The organism is Streptomyces sp. Tue6028, assembly GCF_002300165.1.
Classification (GTDB): domain Bacteria; phylum Actinomycetota; class Actinomycetes; order Streptomycetales; family Streptomycetaceae; genus Streptomyces; species Streptomyces siamensis.
In genome coordinates, this window is sequence record NZ_MLCE01000021.1 from 138,143 (window position 1) to 162,524 (window position 24,382).

Annotated in this window: 22 protein-coding genes and 1 tRNA gene; 8 read left to right on the forward strand and 15 right to left on the reverse strand. The window is 70.7% G+C overall.

Annotated features, from left to right (window positions below):
• Positions 1-68 precede the first annotated feature (68 nt).
• From pknB to BKI49_RS35885, 7 genes are all read right to left on the reverse strand, one after another.
• Positions 69-2,051: a Stk1 family PASTA domain-containing Ser/Thr kinase gene (gene pknB, locus BKI49_RS19020; RefSeq protein ID WP_095935469.1), complete on the reverse strand. Its 1,983-nt coding sequence runs from the start codon at positions 2,049-2,051 to the stop codon at positions 69-71.
• 170 nt (positions 2,052-2,221) lie between these two features.
• On the reverse strand, positions 2,222-3,691 hold the full coding sequence (locus BKI49_RS19030) for a peptidoglycan D,D-transpeptidase FtsI family protein (RefSeq protein ID WP_095935470.1): 1,470 nt from the start codon (positions 3,689-3,691) through the stop codon (positions 2,222-2,224).
• A complete protein-coding gene (locus BKI49_RS19035; protein ID WP_095935471.1) occupies positions 3,688-5,127 on the reverse strand; it encodes an FtsW/RodA/SpoVE family cell cycle protein in 1,440 nt (479 codons plus the stop codon). The genes BKI49_RS19030 and BKI49_RS19035 overlap by 4 nt, the downstream gene beginning before the upstream one ends.
• A 26-nt stretch (positions 5,128-5,153) precedes the next feature.
• Positions 5,154-6,695, reverse strand: a complete 1,542-nt coding sequence (locus BKI49_RS19040) for a Stp1/IreP family PP2C-type Ser/Thr phosphatase (RefSeq protein WP_218835038.1) — start codon at positions 6,693-6,695, stop codon at positions 5,154-5,156.
• Positions 6,696-6,815: 120 nt separating this feature from the next.
• A complete protein-coding gene (locus BKI49_RS19045) occupies positions 6,816-7,337 on the reverse strand; it encodes an FHA domain-containing protein FhaB/FipA (RefSeq protein WP_095935472.1) in 522 nt (173 codons plus the stop codon).
• Between the two features lie 10 nt (positions 7,338-7,347).
• On the reverse strand, positions 7,348-8,184 hold the full coding sequence (locus tag BKI49_RS19050; protein WP_095935473.1) for an FhaA domain-containing protein: 837 nt from the start codon (positions 8,182-8,184) through the stop codon (positions 7,348-7,350).
• Positions 8,172-8,306, reverse strand: a complete 135-nt coding sequence (locus tag BKI49_RS35885; RefSeq protein WP_257004862.1) for a hypothetical protein — start codon at positions 8,304-8,306, stop codon at positions 8,172-8,174. The genes BKI49_RS19050 and BKI49_RS35885 overlap by 13 nt, the downstream gene beginning before the upstream one ends.
• Before the next feature lie 415 nt (positions 8,307-8,721).
• On the opposite strand from BKI49_RS35885, the gene BKI49_RS19055 reads away from it, so the two are divergent.
• A tRNA-Leu gene (locus BKI49_RS19055) sits at positions 8,722-8,808 on the forward strand.
• 642 nt (positions 8,809-9,450) lie between these two features.
• On the opposite strand, the gene BKI49_RS19060 is transcribed toward BKI49_RS19055, so the two are convergent.
• The gene (locus BKI49_RS19060; RefSeq protein ID WP_095935474.1) at positions 9,451-10,104 is read right to left on the reverse strand and encodes an FMN-dependent NADH-azoreductase; all 654 of its coding nucleotides are present in this window, start codon (positions 10,102-10,104) and stop codon (positions 9,451-9,453) included.
• Positions 10,105-10,279: 175 nt separating this feature from the next.
• Between BKI49_RS19060 and BKI49_RS19065 the strand changes: the two genes are divergently transcribed.
• The 4 genes from BKI49_RS19065 (at position 10,280) to BKI49_RS19080 (ending at position 13,966) form a co-directional block, all read left to right on the forward strand.
• A complete protein-coding gene (locus tag BKI49_RS19065) occupies positions 10,280-10,651 on the forward strand; it encodes a winged helix-turn-helix transcriptional regulator (protein ID WP_095935475.1) in 372 nt (123 codons plus the stop codon).
• Between the two features lie 140 nt (positions 10,652-10,791).
• The gene (locus BKI49_RS19070; RefSeq protein ID WP_095935476.1) at positions 10,792-12,264 is read left to right on the forward strand and encodes a DUF2252 domain-containing protein; all 1,473 of its coding nucleotides are present in this window, start codon (positions 10,792-10,794) and stop codon (positions 12,262-12,264) included.
• A 190-nt stretch (positions 12,265-12,454) separates the two neighbouring features.
• The gene (locus tag BKI49_RS19075; protein WP_373557572.1) at positions 12,455-13,531 is read left to right on the forward strand and encodes a J domain-containing protein; all 1,077 of its coding nucleotides are present in this window, start codon (positions 12,455-12,457) and stop codon (positions 13,529-13,531) included.
• Between the two features lie 87 nt (positions 13,532-13,618).
• Complete coding sequence (locus BKI49_RS19080; RefSeq protein ID WP_095935477.1) at positions 13,619-13,966, forward strand: rhodanese-like domain-containing protein; 348 nt, start codon at positions 13,619-13,621, stop codon at positions 13,964-13,966.
• Between the two features lie 285 nt (positions 13,967-14,251).
• On the opposite strand, the gene BKI49_RS19085 is transcribed toward BKI49_RS19080, so the two are convergent.
• From BKI49_RS19085 to paaA, 6 genes are all read right to left on the reverse strand, one after another.
• Positions 14,252-15,385, reverse strand: coding sequence for an acyl-CoA dehydrogenase family protein (locus BKI49_RS19085; protein WP_095935478.1), 1,134 nt, complete (start codon positions 15,383-15,385; stop codon positions 14,252-14,254).
• A 136-nt stretch (positions 15,386-15,521) separates the two neighbouring features.
• On the reverse strand, positions 15,522-16,589 hold the full coding sequence (locus BKI49_RS19090) for a 2Fe-2S iron-sulfur cluster-binding protein (protein ID WP_095935479.1): 1,068 nt from the start codon (positions 16,587-16,589) through the stop codon (positions 15,522-15,524).
• A complete protein-coding gene (gene paaD / locus BKI49_RS19095) occupies positions 16,589-17,131 on the reverse strand; it encodes a 1,2-phenylacetyl-CoA epoxidase subunit PaaD (protein WP_095935480.1) in 543 nt (180 codons plus the stop codon). Before paaD ends, BKI49_RS19090 begins: the two co-directional genes overlap by 1 nt.
• Positions 17,125-17,853 carry a 1,2-phenylacetyl-CoA epoxidase subunit PaaC gene (gene paaC, locus BKI49_RS19100; RefSeq protein ID WP_095935481.1) on the reverse strand — a complete coding sequence of 243 codons (729 nt, stop codon included), beginning with the start codon at positions 17,851-17,853 and terminating at the stop codon, positions 17,125-17,127. The genes paaD and paaC overlap by 7 nt, the downstream gene beginning before the upstream one ends.
• A complete protein-coding gene (gene paaB, locus BKI49_RS19105; protein ID WP_095935482.1) occupies positions 17,850-18,137 on the reverse strand; it encodes a 1,2-phenylacetyl-CoA epoxidase subunit PaaB in 288 nt (95 codons plus the stop codon). The genes paaC and paaB overlap by 4 nt, the downstream gene beginning before the upstream one ends.
• Positions 18,134-19,228: a 1,2-phenylacetyl-CoA epoxidase subunit PaaA gene (paaA, locus tag BKI49_RS19110; protein ID WP_095935483.1), complete on the reverse strand. Its 1,095-nt coding sequence runs from the start codon at positions 19,226-19,228 to the stop codon at positions 18,134-18,136. Before paaA ends, paaB begins: the two co-directional genes overlap by 4 nt.
• 291 nt (positions 19,229-19,519) lie before the next feature.
• Here paaA and BKI49_RS19115 point away from each other — a divergent pair, with 291 nt between their 5' ends.
• From BKI49_RS19115 to BKI49_RS19125, 3 genes are read left to right on the forward strand one after another with little or no spacing between them, the layout of a single operon-like run.
• Entirely contained in the window at positions 19,520-20,542 is a 1,023-nt protein-coding gene (locus tag BKI49_RS19115; RefSeq protein ID WP_373557562.1) for a DUF5819 family protein, read from the forward strand.
• Positions 20,539-21,759: an HTTM domain-containing protein gene (locus BKI49_RS19120; protein ID WP_095935484.1), complete on the forward strand. Its 1,221-nt coding sequence runs from the start codon at positions 20,539-20,541 to the stop codon at positions 21,757-21,759. Before BKI49_RS19115 ends, BKI49_RS19120 begins: the two co-directional genes overlap by 4 nt.
• Positions 21,756-22,634, forward strand: a complete 879-nt coding sequence (locus BKI49_RS19125) for a TrmH family RNA methyltransferase (RefSeq protein ID WP_257004865.1) — start codon at positions 21,756-21,758, stop codon at positions 22,632-22,634. Before BKI49_RS19120 ends, BKI49_RS19125 begins: the two co-directional genes overlap by 4 nt.
• Before the next feature lie 7 nt (positions 22,635-22,641).
• On the opposite strand, the gene paaN is transcribed toward BKI49_RS19125, so the two are convergent.
• Positions 22,642-24,333, reverse strand: coding sequence for a phenylacetic acid degradation protein PaaN (gene paaN / locus BKI49_RS19130; RefSeq protein ID WP_095935485.1), 1,692 nt, complete (start codon positions 24,331-24,333; stop codon positions 22,642-22,644).
• Positions 24,334-24,382: the final 49 nt, after the last annotated feature.

The window sequence follows — 24,382 nt, forward strand, 5'->3', positions numbered from 1 at the left end:
CGAGTACCGGGGCCCTTCTCGCCGATCGTGGGACGTCAGTTCCTGGCGTGGAACCCGGTCCCGGTCGTTCAGCCGGTGACGCCGCCGAAGATGCCGCCGTTGTCGCCGCCCTGATTGTTGCCGTTCTGGCCCACCGTGGTCAGGTTGACCGCGGTGCCCTGGGCGAGCTGGGTGCCTGCCTGCGGGTCGGAGGCCACCACGAGGGCGTTGTCGTCCGAGGCACCGTTGATGTTCCCGACGCTCAGCCCGGCGTCCTGGAGCGCCTTCCTGGCGTCCTTGAGCCGCTGGCCCGCCAGCGGCGGCACCGTGGACTGCTGCTGCTCCTTGGCCTTGCCGATCTGGATCGACACCTTGGAGCCCGGGTCGGCCTGGGAGTTGGCCGCCGGCGAGGTCTGGATGACCTTGCCGACCAGGTTCGGGTCGTCCGTCTCGACGTCGGTGCACTCGCCGACCAGGTCGTTGGCCGTCATCTGCGCCGTGGCCTCGTCACAGCTCTTGCCGGTGACGTCGGGGACGACGGACTGCTTCTTCTCCTTGGCGACGGTGAGGGTGATCGTCGATCCCTTCTGCACCTCTTCGCCGAGCTTCGGGTCCTGCTCCAGAACGGTGTTCGGCTCCTCGGAGGACTCCTTGAAGGTCGTCTTCACCCTGAACTGGTACTGGTCGCCCTCAAGGGTGTCCTTGGCCTCGCTCAGCTTGTCGCCGACGACGCTCGGGACCGCGACCTTGGGCGCTCCGGTCGACACCACCACATTGATGGTGTCGCCCTTCTTCACCGTCGTCCCCGCGGTCGGATCCTGCGAGCAGATGTTGCCCTTGGGCTCCTTCTCGCAGGGCTTGCTGGTCTGCGAGAGCGTCAGGTCCCGGTTCTTGGCCATCCGCTTGGCGTCCGGCAGGGTCTGGCTAATGAAGTTCGGGGCCTTGAACGAGTCGTTGCCCGTCCCGCCGCCGCCGAACGCCCACTTGCCGATCAGGATCGCGCCGATGAGGACGAGGACACCCGCGACGACCAGAAGGATCGTCGAGGTGTTGTTCTTCTTCTGGCGGCGGCGGTCCGGGCGGTCGTCGTAGCCGTAGCCGCCGTCGTCCGGGTTCGTCGGAGGCAGCATGGACGTGGCCTGGGCGTCCGTGGAGCGCAGCGCCGTCGTCGGCTGGTCGTCGGGGTAGCCGCCGTAGCCGACCGAGCCCATGGCCGCGGTGGCCCCGACGGGCTGGCCGTCGAGGCAGGCCTCGATGTCGGCGCGCATCTCGTCGGCGGACTGGTAGCGGTAGTCGGGGTCCTTGACGAGCGCCTTCAGCACGATCGCGTCCATCTCGGGCGTGATCTCGGGGTCGAAGACGCTCGGCGGCTGCGCCTCCTCCCGCACGTGCTGGTACGCGACCGCGACCGGGGAGTCGCCGACGAAGGGCGGCCGGACGGTCAGCAGCTCGTACAGCAGGCAGCCGGTGGAGTACAGGTCGGAACGGGCGTCGACCTGCTCGCCCTTGGCCTGCTCCGGCGAGAGGTACTGGGCGGTGCCGATGACCGCTGCCGTCTGCGTCATCGTCATGCCGGAGTCGCCCATGGCGCGGGCGATGCCGAAGTCCATCACCTTGACCTGGCCGTTGCGCGTCAGCATGACGTTCGCCGGCTTGATGTCGCGGTGGACGATGCCGTTGCGGTGCGAGTACTCCAGGGCCTGGAGGATGCCGATGGTCATCTCCATGGCCCGCTCGGGCAGCAGCTTGCGCCCGGAGTGCAGCAGCTCGCGCAGCGTGGACCCGTCGACGTACTCCATCACGATGTACGGGATGGAGGTGCCGTCGATGTAGTCCTCACCCGTGTCGTACACGGCGACGATCGCGGGATGGTTGAGCGAGGCGGCCGACTGGGCCTCCCGGCGGAACCGGGCCTGGAACGACGGGTCGCGCGCGAGGTCCGCCCGCAGCGTCTTCACCGCCACGGTGCGGCCGAGCCGGGTGTCATGCGCGAGGTAGACCTCCGCCATGCCACCACGGCCGAGCACCTGGCCCAGCTCGTACCGGCCGCCGAGGCGACGCGGCTCTTCCATAGCTACCTACCAGCCCTCTCCGTCGGTCCCGACCGCACAGGTGTGCGGTCCGGCGGTGTGCCGTCCGGGCATACCGTACCCGGCTCGAAGTCTGTGACCTGGCCAAGCCCGTCACCCGATACAGGACCGGTATCGCAACGTGCACCGATGTGAAGGGGACGTGAGCGGGGTCACTTCTTGCTGTCGATGACTGCCTTCATCACGTCCCTTGCGATGGGGGCGGCGAGACCGCCACCGGAGATGTCGTCACGGTTGGCGCTGCCGTCCTCGATCACCACGGCCACGGCGACCGGCGAGCTGTTGTCGCTCAGCTTCGCGTATGAGATGAACCACGCGTAGGGCTTCTCACTGTTTCCGATGCCGTGCTGCGCCGTACCCGTCTTGCCACCGACCGTGACACCCGGGATCCGGGCCCTCGTGCCGGTGCCGGACTGGACCACGGTCTCCATCATCGACTGGAGGACCTGGGCGTTGTCCTCGGACAGCGGCTCGCTCATCTTCTCGGGCTGCGTCTGCGAGATGACGTCCAGGTTGTGCGTGCTCAGCTCGCTCACCATGTACGGCTTCATGAGCGTGCCGTCATTGGCGACGGCGGACGCCACCATGGCCATCTGCAGCGGGGTCGCGGCGGTCTCGAACTGGCCGATCGAGCTCAGCGCGGTCTGCGGCTTGTCCATCTCCGTGGGGAAGTTGGAAGCGTTGGAGCGCACCGGCGTGAACTGCTCGGAGTTGAAGCCGAACTTCTTGGCCTCCTCCAGCATCTTGTCCTTGCCGAGGTCCGCGCCGATCTTGCCGAAGACCGTGTTGCAGGAGACCCGGAGCGCGACCCGCAGCGTCGCGTCCTTGCACGGCAGGTTGCCCTCGTTGGGCAGCTTGGTCGTGGTGTCCGGCATGGTCCACGGGTCCGGCGAGTCCGTCTTGGTGTCCGCGTCGGGGTACAGCCCGTTCTCCAGGGCGGCGGCCGCGGTGACGACCTTGAAGGTGGAGCCCGGCGGGTACGTCTCGCGCAGCGCCCGGTTGAGCATCGGGTCGTCGGCGTTGTTCTTCTTCTGGAGCTTGTTCCAGGCCTTGGCGTCGTCGTCGGAGTTGCCGGCGAAGGCCGACGGGTCGTACGAGGGCGTGGAGGCCAGCGCCAGGATCGCGCCGGTCTTCGGGTCGAGCGCGGCGACGGCGCCCTTCTTGTTGCCGAGGCCCTCGAAGGCCGCCTTCTGGGCGGCGGCGTTCAGCGTGGTGACGACGTTGCCGCCCTGCTTCTTCTTGCCCGTGACCATGTCCAGGGTGTTGCGGAAGAAGAGCCGGTCGTCGTTGCCGGTGAGGATGCCGTCCTCGAGCTTCTCCAGCTGGCTGGCGTCGAAGGCCTGCGAGGCGTAGCCCGTGACGGGCGCCCACATCGCGCCGTCCTTGTACGTGCGCTTGTACTCGTAGTCACCGGTCTTGGACTTCGAGGAACCGGTGATCGCCTTGCCGTCCACGATGATGTCGCCGCGCGGGGTGGCGTAGCGCTCGATGTTCACCCGGCGGTTCTTCGGGTCGGCCTTCAGCTCGTCGGCCTTGACGTACTGGAGCCAGTTGTCGCGGATGAGCAGGGCGAGGACGAGAAGCCCGCAGAAGATCGCGATCCGGCGCAGGGGCTTGTTCACGGGCGGACCACCTGGGTCATCTCGGCGTCGGGGTTCGGGGCGGGGGCGGGCGCCGGCCTGCGGGCCGTGTCGCTGATCCGGATCAGGATGCCGATCAGTGCCCAGTTGGCGATCACGGAGGAACCGCCGTAGGCCAGGAACGGCATCGTCATACCGGTGAGCGGGATCAGGCCCATGACGCCGCCGGCGACGACGAAGACCTGGAGTCCGAAGGCGCCGGACAGGCCGACGGCGAGGAGCTTGCCGAACGGGTCCCGGGCGGCCAGGGCGGTGCGGATGCCACGCTCGACGATCAGGCCGTAGATCAGCAGGATCGCCATGATGCCCGCCAGGCCGAGCTCCTCGCCGAAGGTGGCGAGGATGAAGTCGGAGTTGGCGGCGAACCGGATGAGCTCGGAGTGGCCCTGGCCGAGGCCGGTGCCGAGGGTCCCGCCGGAGCCGAAGGCCCACAGTGCCTGCATGGCCTGCTCGGAGTGGACACCGGGGGCGCCGGCCTGGCTCAGCTTGTACTCGCGCATGGGGTCGAGCCAGGCCTGGACACGCTGCTGGACGTGCGGTTCGAAGGAGGCCACACCGACGGCGCCGGCCGCGGACATCAGCAGACCGAAGACGATCCAGCTGGTCCGCTCGGTGGCGACGTACAGCATGATGACGAACATTCCGAAGAACAGCAGCGACGTACCGAGGTCGGTCTCGAAGACCAGGATCAGGATCGAGATGAACCAGACCACGAGGATCGGGCCGAGGTCGCGGCCGCGCGGCAGGTACAGGCCCATGAAGCGGCGGCTGGCCAGCGCGAGCGCGTCCCGCTTCACCATCAGGTAGCCGGCGAAGAAGATCGCCAGGACGATCTTCGCGAACTCACCGGGCTGGATGGAGAAGCCGGCGACGGAGATCCAGATCTTGGCGCCGTAGATGTTGGCGCCGAGGCCCGGGACCAGGGGGAGCAGCAGCAGGAACAGCGCGCCGACCATGGAGATGTACGTGTAGCGCTGCAGGACACGGTGGTCCTTCAGGAAGATCAGCACGACGACGAACAGGGCGATGCCCAGTGCTGTGTAGAGCAGCTGGCGCGGCGCCGCGGTGCCCGCCTGGTCGATCGACTGCAGCAGCTTGGACTGGTCGAGCCGCCAGATGATCACCAGTCCGAGGCCGTTGAGCAGCGTGGCCAGCGGCAGCAGGAGCGGGTCGGCGTACGGCGCGAACTTGCGCACGACGAGGTGGCCCACGCCGGCCAGCAGACCGAGGCCCAGGCCGTAGCTCAGCAGGCCCGCGGGGACCTCGTCGTTGATGGCGAGGCCCACGTTGGCGTAGGCGAACACCGGGATGACAACGGCGAACACCAGCAGTGCCAGCTCGGTGTTGCGCCGGCTCGGTGCGCCGATCGAGCCGATCGTGGACGTGTGGTGCGTCGGCGTGTTGGTACTACTGCTCATCGTGTGACAGGGCCCCTCACGGCTGCTTACTGCTTACCGCACAGCGAGACCAGCTTCTGCTCTTCGTCGGAGAGGCTGGGGCCGGGTGTGGGAGTGGGTGCGGTCGTGGACTTGGAGGACGACGGTGCCGAGTTCGACGGCGTCGGCGTCGGCGTGGACGTGGCCTTGGACGTGAGGGAGGTCTTTGTGGTTCCCGTGGTCCCGCCGGCCTCGCCCTCACCGGTCTTCGCGTTCTTCTCGGTCTCGGCGCGGCGGCGCTCGGCGTCCTTCTTGCACGCGGACGCCTGCACGGCGAGCTCGTCGATCTTCGACTGGGCGTCGCCCAGGCCGCCTTCGGCGATGGTCGCCTCGACCTGCTTCTGCTGGTAGGGCGGCAGGTACTTGAGTTCGATCTCGGGGTGGTCCTTCTCCACCTTCGAGAGCGAGACCCAGGCCAGGTCCTGGCTGATGCCCCGGTACAGGGCGACGTGCTCGCCCTTGGTGCCGACGTAGTACTGCGTCTGCGTCCACCGGTAGCCGCCGTACAGGCCGCCGCCGATCACGGCGAGGGCCAGCGTGATGTAGAAGGACCGCTTCAGCCACTTGCGCCCGGTACGGGGCTTGACGAAGTCCTCGTCGGAGTAGGCGTTGAAGCCGTCCGTCGGCACGTACCCGGTGGTGTCGCCGCTGCCGGGCGGGCCGAACTCCCCGCCCCCGCCCTGCCCGGGCACCGGGCGGCCGAGGTTGGAGGCACGGCCCGCGGGCGTCTGCATGGCGCCGTTGTCGTGCAGCTGGTGCTGGTTCTCGGCGACCGCGCCCACCACGACCGGGGTGTCGGACAGCTGCCCGGCCAGGGTGTCCCCGGAGTCGATGTCGAGGACGTCGGCCACGATGACCGTGATGTTGTCCGGGCCACCGCCGCGCAGCGCGAGCTGGATGAGCTCCTGCACGGTCTCCTGCGGGCCCTGGTAGCTGGCGAGGGTGTCCTCCATCGTCTGATGGGAGACGACGCCGCTGAGGCCGTCGGAGCAGATCAGGTAACGGTCGCCGGCGCGGACCTCGCGGATCGAGAGGTCGGGCTCGACGTGGTCGCCACTGCCCAGCGCGCGCATCAGCAGGGAGCGCTGCGGGTGGGTGGTGGCCTCTTCCTCGGTGATGCGTCCCTCGTCGACGAGCCGCTGCACCCAGGTGTGGTCCTGGGTGATCTGCGTCAGCACGCCGTCCCGCAGCAGATACGCGCGGGAGTCGCCGACGTGTACGAGGCCCAGGCGCTGGCCGGTCCACAGCAGTGCCGTGAGGGTGGTCCCCATGCCTTCGAGCTGGGGGTCCTCCTCGACCATCATCCGGAGCTGGTCGTTCGCCCGCTGCACGGCGGTGCCGAGCGAGGTGAGGATGTCGGAGCCGGGCACGTCGTCGTCGAGCGCGACGATGGTGGAGATCACCTCGGAACTGGCGACCTCGCCGGCGGCCTGGCCGCCCATCCCGTCGGCGATCGCGAGCAGCCTCGGGCCGGCGTAGCCCGAGTCCTCGTTGCCCTCACGGATCATGCCTTTGTGCGATCCGGCGGCAAAGCGCAGTGACAGACTCATGCGCACCTCGCCCGTCGGCTCCGGGTACATCCGCACGGTGCCCACCCTCCGGTCGGGAGCGCGCCGGGGTCCGTCGTGTGGACCGCCGCTGCGTGCTCGCTCCGCTCGCTCATTGTCGTACTACTTCCGCAGCTCGATGACGGTCTTGCCGATGCGGATCGGCGCGCCCAGCGGTACGGGCGTGGGAGTCGTCAGTCGGCTCCGGTCGAGATACGTGCCATTGGTGGAGCCGAGGTCCTCGACGATCCACTGGCCGTCCCGGTCCGGGTAGATCCTGGCATGCCTGCTGGACGCGTAGTCGTCGTCCAGCACGATCGTGCTGTCGTGCGCGCGGCCCAGCGTGATCGTCTGCCCCTGGAGCGCCACCGTGGTGCCCGTGAGGGTGCCCTCGGAGACGACCAGCTTGGTGGGGGCGCCGCGGCGCTGCCGGCCGCCGCTGCTCGGCGGCTGCTGCTGGCGCTGGGGCGGAGGGGCGGCCTGGCGTGCGGCCGGCTGCTGCCGGGAGGCGTCCCGGCGCGAGCCGCGCTGTGTGACGCGCGTTCCGAACAGGTCGCTGCGAATGACCTGCACGGCCACGATCACGAACAGCCACAGTACGGCCAGGAAACCCAGCCGCATGACCGTGAGGGTCAGCTCTGACATTGCCCCCGCTTCACCCTTCGGCTTGCCGGTAAATGATGGTGGTGCTGCCCACGACGATCCGCGAGCCGTCGCGGAGCGTAGCGCGGGTGGTGTGCTGCCCGTCCACCACGATGCCGTTGGTGGACCCGAGATCCTGGATCGTCGAGGGCGTTCCGGTCCGGATCTCACAGTGCCGGCGCGAGACGCCGGGGTCGTCGATCCGCACGTCGGCGTCGGTGCTGCGGCCCAGCACCAGCGTCGGGCGGGAGATCTGATGGCGGGTGCCGTTGATCTCGATCCAGTGCCGTGTACGGCCGCCGGGTCCGGGGCCGGCCGGCGGCCGGGCCCCCATGGGCGCGCCTCCGGGTCGGCCGCCGGGCGGCGGCGTGGACGGCATGGGAGGAGCGGCCGCGGGCGGGTAGCCGTAGCCACCCTGGCCGCGGGGGGCCGCAGGGGCCGGCCCCGCGGGGGCACGCTCCGGAGCCTGACTGGTGGAGGAGGCGAGCGTACGGCTGCGCACCCGGTACAGACCGGTGTCGAGGTCGTCCGCCTTCTCCAGGTGGACCTTGATGGGGCCCATGAAGGTGTAGCGCTGCTGCTTCGCGTAGTCGCGCACCATGCCGGCGAGCTCGTCGCCGAGCTGGCCGGAGTAGGGGCTGAGGCGCTCGAAGTCCGGCGTGCTCAGCTCCACGATGAAGTCGTTGGGGACGACGGTCCGGTCGCGGTTCCAGATCGTGGCGTTGTTGTCGCACTCGCGCTGGAGCGCGCCGGCGATCTCCACGGGCTGGACCTCGGACTTGAACACCTTGGCGAAGGTGCCGTTGACCAGACCTTCGAGACGCTGCTCGAACTTCTTCAGGACTCCCATGGGGCACCTCCTCCTTCGTAGCCGTCCTGGTACAGCTTGCTGCCTTCTTCGTCCTGGCGGCGGACGCTGTCCCGGTACTGCCTGTCGCTGTCGTCCTGGTACTGCTTACTGATCGTATCCACGCGTCGGGAAATCGGCTGGTTCCCCCTGTCGGCCCGGTCGACGGGTTGTCGACGCCTTCCGAAGTCCCCTCCCGAGGTTCCCGCGGGGACCCCTCTTCGAACTCTTCCCGGCACTACTCCTGCCCAGGATCGTAGAGGCGCCCCACAACCAGTGTCCCGCACCTGACTGTGCGGGCCGTCCGGCTCCTGGGGAGATGCTCAGGACCGGTACGAGGTTGATACGTGAACAGGTTCCGGTCGAGACGTGGGGCGGGCGCGGAGGCCCTCTTGGGCGAAGTGGCCTGGGCTGGAGCGGGGTCGGCGGGCCCCTGGGGCAGCGGGAAAGGGATGTGAATCCACCCCTGACAGCGTGCTAATGTTCTGGATGTCGGCAGGCGCTCGCACCACTCGGTGAGAGACGGACGACACACCCAATGCGCGGGTGGCGGAATAGGCAGACGCGCTGGATTCAGGTTCCAGTGCCCGCAAGGGCGTGGGGGTTCAACTCCCCCCTCGCGCACCAGCTGGAAGCCCCGCAGGTCTTGGACCTGCGGGGCTTTCGCGTTGTCCGGGGCGGTTCCGCGTGGGGGGCTTCGACTTCCGTGAGGCTCGTCTCGCGTGAGCCTCGTCTCGCGTGGGCCTGTGTGCTCTTCGTGAGCCGCGTGCCCGCCCGCTGCGCCGGGGCCTGGGGCCCTCCTGGGCCTGGCTTCGCCTGGGCCTGGGGCCCCTTCTCCGACTTTGCCTTCCTGGGCTGCGGCTCTTCCTGGGCTTCGTCTCCCGTGGGCCTCGAAGCCGTCGTGAGCTTCGCCTCCCGTGAGCTTCGCGACTCCGGCGACGCGAGAGCGCGCCGCATGATCATCTCGGGTGAGGACAATCACACGGCGCGCTCGTCGGGAGTGCGCACCGGAACGCTCTTCAGGGTGGGATCTCACGCCCCGCCTTGTGGCGCTTCCGGTGGTCCGCACGGCTTGGCGCGAGTCGGCACGCCTTTGTGTCGCTCGTGCTGCCGTGCGCCGCCGTATGTGGCGGCATTGCGCCACGGCCGCGGCCGTGGGGGTCCGTCTCGGGCGGTCCGGGCGGCTTGGCGCGAGTCGGCACGCCTTTGTGTCGCTCGTGCAGCCGTGCGCACGCGGCGGCTTCACGCCGCCGGTCGCGCGGGCCCGTCTCAGGCGGCGAGGCGCGAGGCGAGCTCCTTGGCCTGGGCGCTCGCGTCCTCGTGGGCCTTGGTGCGGGACGCCTCGAAGAGGGGGATCAGCTCGGACATCGCCGGGTTCTGCGGCGCCATCGTCAGCTCCGGGACGATGAAGGTGAGGTCCAGGGCGAGGGTGTCGCGAAGGACGGCCTCCAGGTAGTTCTGCACGTACTCGTAGGCCTCGCGCGGGGTGCCCGGCGCGTAGGAGCCGCCACGGCTGGCGACGACCGTGACCGGCTTGCCCTTCAGCTTCGAGTCCTCGGCCATGGCGGTGCGGCCCACGAGGAACACGTTGTCCAGCCACGCCTTGAGGGTCGAGGGGATGGCGAAGTTGTACATGGGGGCGCCGATCAGGATCGCGTCGGCGGCCTCCAGCTCCTCGATGAGCTTCAGACGCTCGGCGAAGGCCGCGGCCTGCTCGGGGGTGTGCGCGTCCGGGGCGACGAAACCGGCGGTGTGGGAATCGGCCGTGATGTGCGGCACGGGGGCGGCGGCGAGGTCGCGGTAGACGACCGTGCCCTCCGGGTGCTGCTCCTCCCAGCTCTTGCGGAAGGTGTCCGTCACCGAACGGGAGGAGGAGGCGGAGCCGGTGAAGACGGACGAGTCGATGTGCAGCAGGGTGGCCATGGGTTCTCCAGACAAAGGGGTGAGCCGGGGTCGTCCAGGTACGCGGGGGTGTCCGCGCACGGCTGGGGCCGGGTCGGTGCAAGAAACCCGCAGGCTTCTTTTTCGTACTCGACTAGAGATAACACAGCTACTTACTTTTTTTCATCCCCCAACGGGGACGCAGTACTCTGGACCCATGCCGGAACGGGGAATCCACGAAGCGGGGCCGTGCCAGAAGGTCGACGACGGCATGACGCGCGTCTTCCAACTGCTGGGAAAGCGCTGGACGGGCCTGGTCGTGGCCGTCCTGCTGCAACGGCCGGTCCACTTCACCGAGCTGCGCCGGGCGATCCCCGGCATCAGCGAGCGGATGCTCTCCGACCGGCTCACCGAACTCGGGGCGGCGGGCCTGGTGGTGCGCGAGGTCGACGAAGGTCCCCCGCTGCGGGTCTCGTACCGCCTGACGGAGGCGGGCGCCGCCCTGGAACCCGCGCTCAAGGAGCTCGGGGCGTGGGCCGAGCGCTATCTCCCCGAAGAGGGGCCGTGCCCGGAGGCGCTCAGGAAGTGACGGGCCGGCCCGTCGGGGCTGGGCGTCGTGGACCTGTCCACAGGCACTGCAGCGGAGTTGTCCACAGGGTCTGACGTGTTTCGCCGACCGGCTGTACGGTCAGCACGAGTTGATGTTCGTGCACGGGGGAGGCGGTCGCAGTGACCGAGCTCGGTACAGCGGTTCCGGACCAGCAGAAGCACGCGGAGGGGCAGCAGCCGCAGGGGCGGCGACCGGAGTCCGGGGCTGCGGCGCGCGGGTATGGCGTGCCGGGGTTCGCCGCGTGGCCGGTGCAGGGTTCGCCCAAGGACGCGGGCAAGGCCCTGCGCAAGCGGGTGCCGCGTGCCGCGCACGCCGAGCTGATCGAGGACGCCGACCGGCCCGATGCCGTGGCCGCCGTCGAGGAGTCCAACCGCGGCCGCATCGCCGGCCTCACCCCGATACGGGTCGGCAGGATGGCAGCCACCCCCTTCGCGTTCCTGCGCGGCTCGGCGGGCCTCATGGCGTACGACCTCGCGCGCACCCCCATGACGGGCATCGACGCCCAGATCTGCGGAGACGCCCACGCGGCCAACTTCGGCCTGTACGGCGACGCCCGGGGCGGCCTCGTCATCGACCTGAACGACTTCGACGAGACCGTGCACGGCCCCTGGGAGTGGGACCTCAAACGGCTCGCCACCTCGCTCGTGCTCGCCGGCCGGGAAGCCGGGGCGGACGAGGACACCTGCCGCACCGCCGCGCACGACACGGTCGGCGCGTACCGCCGCACCATGCGGCTGATGGCCAAACTGCCCGTCCTCGACGCGTGGAACGCGATCGCCGACGAGGAACTCGTCTCGCACACCGACGCCCACGACCTGCTCGGCACGCTGGAGCGGGTCTCGGAGAAGGCGCGGGCCAACACCAGCGGCCGGTTCGCCGCCAAGGCGACGGAAGTGGTGGAGGGCGGCGGGCGCCGGTTCGTGGACGCCCCGCCGGTGCTGCGCCGCACACCCGACGCGGAGGCCGCGGCGGTCGTCGCGTCCCTGGAGCACTACCTGACGACCCTCTCCGAGGACCGTCTCCCCCTCCTCGCCCGATACGCGGTGCACGACGTCGCCTTCCGCGTCGTCGGCACCGGCAGCGTGGGCACCCGGTCCTACGTCGTCCTGCTGCTCGACCACCGCGGCGAACCCCTCGTCCTCCAGGTGAAGGAGGCCCGCCCCTCGGCGCTGCTCCCGCACCTGGCGACCGCCGGTCACGCGATGCCCGAGGTGTCGCACGAGGGCCGCCGCGTCGTCCTCGGACAAAAGCGCATGCAGGTCGTCAGCGACATCCTGCTCGGCTGGACCACGGTCGAGGGCCGTCCCTTCCAGGTCCGCCAGTTCCGCAACCGCAAGGGCAGCGTCGACCCTGCCGCGCTGGCCGCCGACCAGATCGACGACTACGCCCGCATGACCGGCGCCCTGCTGGCCCGCGCCCACGCCCACAGCGCCGACCCACGTCTCATCGCCGGCTACTGCGGGAAGAACGAGGAGCTGGACGAGGCCGTCGCGTCCTTCTCCGTGGCGTACGCCGACCGCACGGAGGCCGACCACGCGGAGCTGGTCGCGGCGGTCCGGGACGGCCGGATAGCGGCGGAGCTGGGTGTCTGACGAGCCGGTGGCCGTCCGCGACGGCGCCGCCCTCCGGGGCGGGGCGGAGAGCGGGGAAACGGCGCTCTCGGCAGGGCCCCGGAGCACCGTGGCCTACGCTGGTCGGGTGACGACGCCGGAAGCCGAGCAGAGCCAGTCCGAGCCCACCGACGAGGGGGTTCAGGAGCAGTCCGGTGCCCTGGAGGGCGCGATGTCCGAGCAGCGGGAGCCCGCCGGGGGTGAGGTCTCCGGACAGGAGACGTCCACCGGTGGTGAGGCTTCGGCGCGGAGTGCGCCCGCTGGGAGTGAGGCCTCCGAGCAGCAGGCACCCGCCGAGGGTGAGGCTTCCGAACAGGGAGCGTCCGCCGAGCGTGAAGCCTCTGAACAGGGAGCGTCCGCCGAGGGTGAGGCCTCCGAGCAGGGAGCGCGCGCCGGGGACGAGGCTTCCGAGCAGGAGGTGTCCGCCGGGGGTGAGTCGGCCTCGCAGTCCGCCGCCGAGGGCGAGGCACGGCCCGAGGAGCGGCTGGAGCGGGCCGTGCGGGCGGCCGAGCAGGCGTTGATCGAGTTCGAGATCGCCGTGGAGACCTTCCGCGTCGAGGTGGACAACTTCTCGCGGCTGCACCACCAGAAGCTCGGCCCGATGTACTCCCGGCTCGACGAGCTGGAGGCCGAGATCGCGGAGGCCAGGGCCGCGCGCACCGGTGACCCGGAGGACGTCCGCAAGGCGCACGAGGCGCGGGCTCGGGTCATGCCCATGCCCGGGGTCGAGGAGCTGTTCCACGGCTGGATGGACTCGGAGGGCCTGTTCCCCGAGGCCGTGGCGATGCTCACGGACCAGCCCGTGCGGCCTCCGCAGCGTGTGCGCCCCAGCGAGGAGGCTCGCAAGCTCTACCGCGAACTGGCCCGCAAGGCGCATCCCGACCTGGCGCAGGACGAGGACGAGCGCAAGCGGCGCGACGAGTTCATCGCCCGGGTGAACGCCGCCTACGGCCGGGGTGACGAGGCGCTGCTGCGGGAGCTCTCCGCGGAGTGGGCCGCGGGGCCCGTGCCCGAGGAGTGGAAGCCGACTCGGAGCGAGGAGCTCTACGCCCGTCTCGAATGGCTCGCGCAGCGCAAGGAGATGCTCGCCTTCGTCGCCCAGGAGCTGGAGGAGAGCGCCATCGGCGCGATGCTGAAGCTGGCCCCGGACGACCCGGACCGTCTTCTGGAGGAGATCGCCGAACAGCTGCTGGCCCAGGTCGGCGAGCGCGAGGCGGAGCTGGCGGCGCTGATAGCCCAGGCTCAGTGAGGCCGCGAAGGGCCTGAGGGACCTGGAAGGGACCGGGGGAGTCCCGCGGGGATCGGGTTGCGGCCGTGGTCGGGTAGCGTCGGGGACATGAGTTTCGGAGCTGCTGTGCCCACCGTCGGGATCGGGGATCTCACGGACGAGAACTTCCTGCTGGACGTCCGGGAGGACGAGGAGTGGGACGCCGGGCATGCCGAGGGGGCGCTGCACATCCCCATGAGCGAGTTCGTCGCCCGCTACGGCGAGCTGACCGAGGCCGCCCCGCAGGACGGTCGCGTCAACGTCATCTGCCGGTCCGGCGGCCGCTCCGCCCAGGTCACCATGTACCTGGTCCAGCAGGGCATCGACGCCGTGAACGTCGACGGCGGCATGCAGGCCTGGGAAGCGGCCGGCCGCCCCGTCGTCGACGACAAGGGCCAGCCCGGCGCCGTCGTCTAGCGACTCCATCGGCCGACATCCATCGGCCGGTGCCCGGTGCCCGGTGCCTGGCGTCCATCGGCCGGTGTCCGGCGTCCATCGGTCGGCGGCTGGCGACCGGTGCCCATCGGCAGGCGACCGGCGAACGGGCTTCGCGCCGCGGCCGGGTCGCCGGGAGAGCTGTCGGAGATGTGGGAGAGCTGCCCGGTCCGCGGGATGCCACCGGGCATACGGAGTTCCGTCGGGCATGCGGGAAAGCTGTCCCGCGAGGCCGGCCGTGACGTCCGGTGCGGCCTGTGCTCGGCCTCAGCCCAGCGGATGCGCCGCGAGCAGGTCCCCCAGGGCCTCCTCGTGCGCCGCGGCAGGGCCGAGCGAGAGCTCCAGCTGTTTGGCCCAGGCGTGGTACCGGTGCAGCGGATAGTCGGTGTCGGCGCCGAAGCCCCCGTGCAGATGCTGTGCCGTCTGCACCACCCGTCGTACGCCTTCCGAGGCCCAGATCTTGGCGACGGCCACGTCCCCGGACGCCGGGAGCGCGCCCCCTGCCCCGGTCCCGATCCGCCACGCGGCCTGCCACAGAGTCACCTCCATGGCACGCAGGTCGATGTAGCGGTCGGCGGCCTGCACGGCGACGGCCTGGAAGGTGGCGACGGGGAATCCGAACTGCTCCCGCTTGCCGGTGTATTCACTGGTCATCCCGAGTACGGCTTCTCCGAGCCCGAGTGCCAGCGCGCACGTCCCGGTGGTCAGCAGCTCACGCAGGTCGTCCCAGGCGCCCTCCGCGTCGATCACATACCGGTCGGCGATCCGCGCCGACTCCAGGCGCAGCTCCCCGAGCCGCTCGCCGGTGGTGGAGATCTGCTCGGCGAGCACGGCGCCTTCGTGGTCGCGGGGGACCAACGCGAGGACGGTCCGGTCGGCCTCCGTGTGTGCGGGTACGACGACGAGGTCGGCGCCGTACGCCCAGGGCACCGCCGTCTGGGAGCCGTCCAGCACCCACATGTCACCGTCCCGCCGTGCGGTCACGGCGCGTTCGGCCGGGTCGTGCCCCGTCCGGCCACTGGCGGCGACGGTCAGGACGAGCTCGCCCCGGCCCGCGCGCTCCAGCAGCTCGGCCTTCAACTCCTCACCGCCGTACGTCTGCACGGCCACCGCCGCCGCGCTGCTCTCCAGCAGCGGTACGCGCGCGAGGATCCGCGCCGACTCGCGCAGCACCAGGCACAGGGCCACCGCGTCGAGCCCCGCTCCGCCGTACTCCGCGTCGAGCAGCAGGCTCAGCAGATCCGCGTCGGCGAGCTTCGCCCACAGGCCGCGGTCGAAGTCCTCGGCGACGGCGCCGGGGGTGAGCGCGGGGCTGGGCACCCCGTCCGGCGCGACCCCGGCGAACACCGCCTTCGCCGCCTCGACCGCCGCCTGCTGCTCCTCGGTGAAGGTGAAGTCCACGGGTCCTGTCCTCCCATGCGCCGGCCAACCGACCGGAGGTCCGAAGCAGGGGCAAAAGCCCTCCGGATCCTCCGATCTGACGGAGCGTCAAGATAGAACAGGTTCTACAAGAAGGGAACGGTCGGTGCCGGCAGGCCTACCGGTCGAAGTCCAACTCCACCTTCTCCGTAGCCGGATGGGACTGACAGGCCAGTACATACCCGGCCTCGGTCTCCTCCGGTTCCAGCGCGAAGTTGCGGTCCATGCGGATCTCGCCCGAGACCAGGAAGGCCCGGCAGGTGCCGCACACGCCGCCCTTGCAGGCGTACGGCGCGTCCGGCCTGTTGCGCAGCACCGCGTCCAGCAGCGACTCGCCGTCCTGGACGGGCCAGCTTCCGCCGCGTCCGTCGAGTCGTGCGGTCACCGTGCTGTGGGCCGGCGCGGGGCGCGTGGAGGGGACCGCGGCGGCGCCGGCGTCCACGTGGAAGATCTCCTCGTGGATCCTGGTCCGCGACACCCCGAGCTCGCGCAGCGCACGCTCCGCCCCCTGCACGAGCCCCATCGGCCCGCACAGGAACCAGCCCGCCACCCGGTCCACCGGCAGCAGGGCCGGGAGCAGTCCGGTGAGCCGCTCCTGGTCGAGCCGTCCGGTCGGCAGTCCGGCCTGCTGCTCCTCCCGGGAGAGCACCGTCACCAGCTGGAAGCGCTGCGGATAACGGTCCTTGAGGTCGGCGACCTCCTCCAGGAACATCGTCGAGGCGGTGGTCCGGTCGCTGCGGACGAGGCAGAACCTCGCCTCCGGCTCCCTGGCCAGCAGCGTGGAGACGATCGACAGCACCGGAGTGATCCCGCTGCCGCCCACCACCGCCGCGTACAGCCCGGTGGCCGGCTCCAGGGTGAAACGGCCCGCCGGAGTCATCACCTCGACGTCGTCACCGACGGCGATCTCCTTGTGCGCGTGCGTCGAGAAGGCTCCGCCGTCGACCAGCCGCACCCCGACCCGCAGGGTGTGCGGGCCCTCGTCGCCGGGTGCGGGGGCCGGTGAGCAGATCGAGTACGTCCGGCGAATCTCCTCGCCGTCGATCGTGCAGCGCAGGGCGAGGTGCTGGCCGGGTGCGTGCCGGTACTCCTCGCGCAGGGCGGGCGGCACGGCGAGGGTCAGGGCCACCGAATCGTCGGTGAGCCGGTCGACCGCGGCCACCGGGAGCGCGTGGAAGCGGGCCATCACAGCTCCTTGAAGTGGTCGAACGGCTCGCGGCAGGACAGGCAGCGCCTGAGCGCCTTGCACGCGGTGGAGGAGAAGCGGCTGAGCAGCTCGGTGTCCGCCGACCCGCAGTGCGGGCAGTGGACGGGCTCGGTCTGCTGCGGGCGCGGGGCGGACGGGGTCGTCCGGGTGGGACCCAACTCGACCGTCACCGGGCCCGTGGGACGGCCGCCGCGCGGTGGTGCTATCCCGAACTCCCGCAGTTTGCGGCGGCCTTCGTCGGAGATGTCGTCGGTCGACCACGCGGGGCTGAGCACCGTGCGGACGGCGACCTCTCGTATGCCGTGCTCGTGAAGCACCCGCTCGATGTCCACGGACATCGCCTCGATGGCCGGGCAGCCGGTGTACGTCGGGGTCAGGTCCACCTCGACCGAGTCCGCGTCATGCACCCGTACGGCGCGCAGCACGCCGAGCTCCTCCAGGGTGAGCACGGGCAGTTCGGGGTCGGGCACGGACCCGGCCAGCCTGCGGAGCTCCTCTTCGAGAGCGGTGGTCGTCACCATGTCGCCCCCGGGTGACTGCGGTGCAGATGCTGCATCTCGGCGAGCATCCGCCCGAAGGACTCGGTGTGCAGACCCTGTCGTCCGGCACCTGCCCTCCACGCTCCGGACGCCGGCCCCTCGGGGAGCGCGAGGGTTGCGCGGCGCAGGACGTCGCCCACGGACTCCAGCCAGGCGGCCCGCATCCCTTCCCGGTCGACGTCCACACCCTCGACCGGCTGGAACATCTCGCCGGTGAACCGCCACAGCGCCTCGGTCGCACGCCGCATGCGCTCATGGCTGAGGTCCGTGCCGTCGCCGAGCCGCAGGGTCCACTGCTCGGCGTGGTCCTGGTGGTACTCGACTTCCTTCACGGCCTTCGCGGCGAGCGGCGCGAAGGGGCCGGTGCCCTCGGCCAGCTGGGTGTACAGGAGCCGCTGGTAGGTGGAGAAGTACAGCTGGCGGGCGATCGTGTGCGCGAAGTCGCCGTTCGGCTGCTCGACGAGCTGGAGATTGCGGAAGGCGCGCTCCTCGCGCAGGTACGCCAGCTCGTCCTCGTCACCGGCCATGGACAGCAGAATCCGTGCCTGGCCCAGCAGGTCGAGGGCGATGTTGGCGAGGGCGACTTCCTCTTCGAGGACGGGCGCGTGGCCGGCCCACTCCCCCAGCCGGTGTGAGAGCACCAGGGCGTCGTCGCCGAGGGCGAGGGCCGCGGCGGTCGCCGTCTCGGACGTGGAGGCGGTCACAGGTGCTTCACCCCTTCCGGGATCTCGTAGAACGTCGGGTGCCGGTACGGCTTGTCCGCGGCGGGCTCGAAGAACGGGTCCTTCTCGTCGGGCGAGGAGGCCGTGATGGCGGCGGAGGGGACGACCCAGATCGAGACGCCCTCGCCGCGGCGGGTGTACAGGTCGCGTGCGTTGCGCAGGGCCAGCTCCGCGTCCGGCGCGTGCAGGCTGCCGGCGTGCGTGTGGGAGAGGCCGCGGCGGGAGCGCACGAAGACCTCCCACAGGGGCCAGTCGTTGGTCGTCATGCTCGTGCCTCCGCGTGCTCGTCGGCCGTGCCCGCGGGCTCGTCGCCCTGGGGACTGCCCGTGCCGTTGCTCTGCTGGTCGGTGTGTCCGGCGGGCGGCTCCGCCCGGGTGGCCTGCTTCTCCGCGTACGCCGCGGCGGCCTCCCGAACCCAGGCGCCCTCGTCGTGTGCGCGTCGGCGCTGGGTGATGCGCTGTTCGTTGCACGGGCCGTTGCCCTTGAGGACCTCCCGGAACTCCGTCCAGTCGATCGCGCCGAAGTCGTGGTGTCCCCGCTCCTCGTTCCACACGAGGTCCGGGTCGGGGAGGGTCAGGCCCAGCGACTCCGCCTGGGGCACGCAGATGTCCACGAAGCGCTGACGCAGCTCGTCGTTCGAATGGCGCTTGATCTTCCAGGCCATCGACTGCGCGGAGTGCGAGGACTCGTCGTCGGGCGGGCCGAACATCATCAGGGAGGGCCACCACCAGCGGTTCACCGCGTCCTGTGCCATCTCGTGCTGCTCGGGGGTGCCGCGGCTGAGGGCCAGCAGCAGCTCGTACCCCTGGCGCTGGTGGAAGGACTCCTCCTTGCAGATGCGGACCATCGCGCGCGCGTACGGTCCGTACGAGCAGCGGCACAGGGGGACCTGGTTGGTGATCGCGGCGCCGTCCACCAGCCAGCCGATGGCGCCGACGTCGGCCCAGGTCAGCGTCGGGTAGTTGAAGATCGACGAGTACTTCTGGCGGCCGGTGTGCAGCTTGTCGAGGAGCTCGTCGCGGCCGGTGCCGAGCGTTTCGGCCGCGCTGTACAGGTACAGGCCGTGCCCGGCCTCGTCCTGGACCTTGGCCATCAGGATCGCCTTGCGGCGCAGCGAGGGCGCGCGTGTGATCCAGTTGGCCTCGGGCTGCATGCCGATGATCTCGGAGTGCGCGTGCTGCGCGATCTGCCGGACCAAGGTGGAGCGGTAGGCGTCGGGCATCCAGTCACGCGGCTCGATGCGCTCGTCCGCCGCCACCGCGGCGTCGAAGACGGCTTCGTACGCCGCTGCGTGCGCGGCTTCGTCCTGTCCGTCCGCCTGCGCGCGGGCCGTGTGGTGCGGTGCTGCTGTCGCCATGCGGTCCCCCTCGACCTCTCTCCCGACCGACCGATCGTTCGGTTCGCTTCGAATCAATGGTCGGTCGAGCGCCGTAAGGTGTCAACCGCTGTGGATAACCTCGTGGGCCGCACTGTGACCGCTGTGGTTCAGGAGGCTGTGCCGGACCGGCCGGTCCGAGTACGGTTCCGGTGCGGACCTCGCGGTGCGGGAGGTGTTGTGCGCAGCGGTGGTACAGGTCGGGAGCGGCGTGAGCGCACGGTGCCTGCGGCCCATCGGCATTCGGGTTCGGGATCGTGAATCGGGGCGGAATTGGACGCGTACGACGAGGGACCGAAGACCCGGCCGGGGGCGGACGGCCCGCCCGGCGAGCCCGCCGGGGACGGGGCCGCAGATGTCGGGGCCGGGCCCGAGGGGGTCGTGAGCGACGGGGCCGTGAGCGACGCTCCGGCGTCCGGCAGAGCCGTGGACGACGACGCGGAGCCTGATACCGCCGTCCGGGGTGACGCGGAGGCCGACTCCGCCGTGCGGGGCGATCTCGGTACCGGTGATCTCATCGACCCCAGAGATCCGGGCGACCTCAGTGCCCCACGCGACCCCAGTGCCTCATACGACCCAGGTGACCCCGTCCCGGCTCCGGGCGGCCCCGGCCCCGGTCAGATCCGCGGCGCGACCGCGGGCATAGCCGCCCTCCCCCTCCGCTCCCAGGTCGCCGCCGCCTTCGCGCTCGCCGTGGTCGCCGTGGTCACCTTTGTGCACCTCGGCATGGTCTTCCTGCACGTCGCGCCGTCGAACACGATGACCAAGCAGCACGGCCGCGCGATCGACGACTGGATCTACCCCGAGTTCGAGCAGAACTGGAAGCTCTTCGCTCCCAACCCGTTGCAGCAGAACGTCTCGGTGCAGGTCCGTGCCCTGGTCCGCACCCCGGACGGCATCAGCCGCGAGACCGGCTGGTACGACCTGTCCGCCCTCGACGGCGAGGCCATCGAGGGCAATCTGCTGCCGAGCCACACCCAGCAGAACGAATTGCGCCGGGCGTGGGACTACTACGCCGGCACGCACGACAGCAAGAACCGTCCGGTGGGCCTGCGAGGCGACCTCTCCGAGCGCTATCTGCGCCGGATCGCCGTCATGCGCCTCGCCCGCGAGCACGCGGGCGGCGCCGGTGCCGTCGTCGAACGCATCCAGGTCCGCTCCAGCTCCACCAACGTGCCGGCCCCCGACTGGAGCGAGGAGAAGGTGTCCGACAAGCCCGTCGTCCGCGAGCTGCCCTGGTGGATCGTCCCCGACAGCGACCGCGAGGGCGGGCTGACGGAGGTGAGCGCCCGATGAACCGGTTCGCCCCGGCGGTCTCCCGCGGCATCAGCCGGGTCACCGAGTCCGCGCTCGGCCCGTACCAGAGCGCCATGATCCGTATCGGCTTCTCCGCCACCTGGCTGCTGTTCCTGCTGCGCGAATACCCGCACCGCCAGGAGCTGTACGGGCCCGAATCGCCGTGGAGCTGGGACCTCGCCCAGCAGTCCGTCTCGGGCAACGGCGCGTTCTCGGCACTGCTGTGGTCGGACGGCCAGGGATGGTTCGAGGCCGTCTACGCCCTCGCCGTCCTCTCCAGCGCCCTGCTGCTGGTGGGCTGGCGGACCCGCACGACGTCCGTGCTCTTCATGATCGGGGTGCTGTCCCTCCAGAACCGCAGCGTCTTCATGGGGGACGGCGGGGACAACGTCATCCACCTGATGGCGATCTACCTGGTGTTCACGCGCTGCGGCCAGGTGTGGTCGCTGGACGCGCGGCAGGCACGGCGCGCGCGGGAGACACGCGCGCCGGGGCAGCCTCCCGCTCTCGACCGGGTCGGGATCGCCCTGTGGGGAGTGATGTGCCTGGCGCTGGCCGCGGCCTCGCTCACGGGCCGGCTGAGCACGGGCTGGCTGGTGATCTTCTGGGGACTGCTGGCGGTGCAGGCCCTGTGGTGGGTCGTCGGGAGCCGGGCGCGTACCGCCGAGCCGCGCATCCTGCTGGACGTCGTGGCCAACCTCGTGCACAACGCGGCCCTGGTCGTCGTCATGGCCGAGGCGTGCCTCATCTACGCGACCGCCGGCTGGTACAAGATCCAGGGCTCGCGCTGGCAGGACGGCACGGCGGTCTACTACCCGCTGAACCTGGACTACTTCTCGCCCTGGCCCGCCCTGTCGCACCTGATGGCCTCCCACGGCACGATGGTGATGCTCGTGACGTACGGGACGGTCATCGTGCAGGTCGCCTTCCCCTTCACGCTGTTCAACCGGCGCGTCAAGAACGTCCTGCTGGCGGCGATGATGACCGAGCACGCCGTGATCGCCGTGGTCCTCGGACTGCCGTTCTTCTCGCTCGCGATGATCGCGGCGGACGCCGTGTTCCTGCCGACTTCCTTCCTGCGGCGCCTCGGCGGATGGGCGGCTCGCGGGCGTGCCGCGCTGGTTCCGGGCCATCGTCCCGGGCTGCCGGGGCCCCGGCAGCCCGAGCCCCGCTCCGGCGAGCGGAACGAGCACACGCACGTAGGCTTCACGGCATGAACGAGAGGGACGCCGACGCGCCGGAATCCACAGCCGGGGCGGACGCCGTCGACGGGCCGGGGGCCTTGGCCCGGCCGGAATCCGGCTCCGGCCCGTCCGCAGCGGACGGGCCGGGCGACCAGGGTCGTCCGGATGCCGTACGCACCTGGCACCGGCTCGCCGACGGCTCCGTGCTGCTCGACGGATTCCACGCCCTCAAGCACGCGGTGCGCTTCCGGGCCGACGTCCCGGTGGCCGTCACCACCGACCGGCGGGCGGCCCTGGACCTGGCCGACGAACTCGCTCCCGACGTGCGTGACGCTCTCGAAGCGCTCCTGACCGAGGTCCCGGAGACGACGCTGAAGGCGCTCGTGCCCCGCCCGCATCCCACCTCGGTCGCCGCGCTGGCCGTACGTCCCTCCCGTGCCGCCAACCTGGAGATCCTGGCCCGCACGCCGCGCAGCACGCCCGTGGTGGTCCTCGACAACCCCCGCAACCTGGGCAACGCCGGCGCGGTGATCCGGCTGGCCGCAGGCTTCGGCGCGACCGGAGTGGTCACGACGGGCACGCTCGACCCCTGGCATCCCACGGTCGTGCGCGGCGGGGCGGGACTGCACTTCGCGACCGCCGTGGAGCGGCTGCCGGTCGACGAACTGCCACCGGGGCCGGTGTTCGCCCTCGATCCCGAGGGCGAGGACATTCGCGGGCTGAAGCTTCCCGACGACGCCGTGCTCGCCTTCGGCTCGGAGCGCACCGGGCTGTCGCCCGAACTGCGCTCCCGTGCCGACCACTTGCTGGCCCTGCCGATGCGCCCCCAGGTCTCCAGCTACAACCTCGCGACCAGTGTGGCCATGACGCTGTTCCACTGGAGCGCGACCGGGGGCGCACCCGCCTGAGCCGCTGCTACGCCTCCCGGCGCACCTCGACCACCCGGAAGCGGTTGGCCACGAACGCGCCGTCGCACAGGGCCGCGTTCGCCGCGGGGTTGCCGCCGGAGCCGTGGAAGTCGGAGAAGGCCGCCGTCTGGTTGACGTAGACCCCGCCGGTCAGATTCAGGGAGAGCTGGGCGCACTCCTCCAGGCAGGCCTCCTGCACGGCCTGCTCGACCTCCTCGTCGGTGGTGTACGCGCCGACGGTCATCGCGCCCTTGTCCCTGATCGTCCGCCGCAGCAGCTCCACGGCGTCCGTGGCCGAGTCCATCGCCACGGCGAAGGAGACGGGTCCGAAGCACTCGTTCATGTAGGCGGCTTCGTCGTCCGGCTTGGCTCCGTCGAGCTTCACGATGACGGGGGTGCGTACGACCGCGTTCGGGAATTCGGGGTTGCTGATCTCCCTGGAGGGCAGGGCGACTTCGCCGAGACCGGCGGCGGCCTCGAGGCGCGCCTTCACGTCCGGGTTCACGATGGCGCCCAGCAGTGCGTTCGCCCGGGCGTCGTCGCCGAGCAGGCCGCCGACCGACTTCGCCAGGTCAGAGACCACCTCGTCGTAGGACTTGGGGCCCTCGTCCGTGCGGATGCCGTCGCGGGGGATCAGCAGGTTCTGCGGGGTCGTGCACATCTGGCCGCTGTACAGGGACAGGGAGAAGGCCAGGTTGGACAGCATCCCCTTGTAGTCGTCGGTCGACTCCACGAGGACCGTGTTGACGCCGGCCTTCTCCGTGTAGACCTGCGCCTGGCGGGCGTTGCTCTCCAGCCAGTCGCCGAAGGCCGTCGAGCCGGTGTAGTCGATGATGCGGATCTCGGGCCGCACGGCCAGGGTCTTGGCGATGCCCTCGCCGGGGCGCTCGGCGGCCAGCGCCACCAGGTTCGGGTCGAAGCCCGCCTCGGCGAGCACCTCGCGCGCGACCTGGACCGTGAGCGCGAGCGGCAGCACCGCGCGCGGGTGGGGCTTGACCAGTACCGCGTTGCCCGTGGCGAGGGAGGCGAACAGGCCCGGGTAGCCGTTCCACGTCGGGAAGGTGTTGCAGCCGATCATCAGCGCGATGCCCCGCGGCACCGCCGTGAACTGCTTGGTGAGCGCGAGCGGGTCGCGCTTGCCCTGGGGCTTGGTCCATTCCGCGGTGTCGGGGGTACGGACCTGCTCCACATAGGCGTACGCCACGGCCTCCAGGCCACGGTCCTGGGCGTGCGGGCCGCCCGCCTGGAACGCCATCATGAAGGCCTGGCCGCTGGTGTGCATGACCGCGTGCGCGAACTCGTGCGTCCGGTCGCTGATCCGCTTGAGGATCTCCAGGCAGACCACGGCGCGGATCTCCGCGCCGGCGTCGCGCCAGGCCCGCTGTCCGGCCCGCATGGCGGGCAGCAGGACGTCGATGTCCGCGTGCGGGTAGGTGACGCCCAGGGCGATCCCGTACGGCGAGGTCTCGTCGCCCACCCAGTCGTCCGTGCCGGGCTGGCCGAGGTCGAGGCGGGTGCCGAGCAGGGCGTCGAAGGCTTCCTTGCCCTCGGCCATGCCCAGGCTGCCGTGCTCTCCGTACGCCTTCGGGTGCTCGGGGTGGGGGGACCAGTACGCGCGCGTGCGGATCGCTTCCAGCGTCTGGTCGAGGGTGGGCCGGTGCTGGGCGATCAGCTGGTGCGCGGTGAGTTCGGCGGCCATCAAGGACCAACTCCTCGTCTCAAGGGCTCTTCTTTGAGCCCACGAGCTG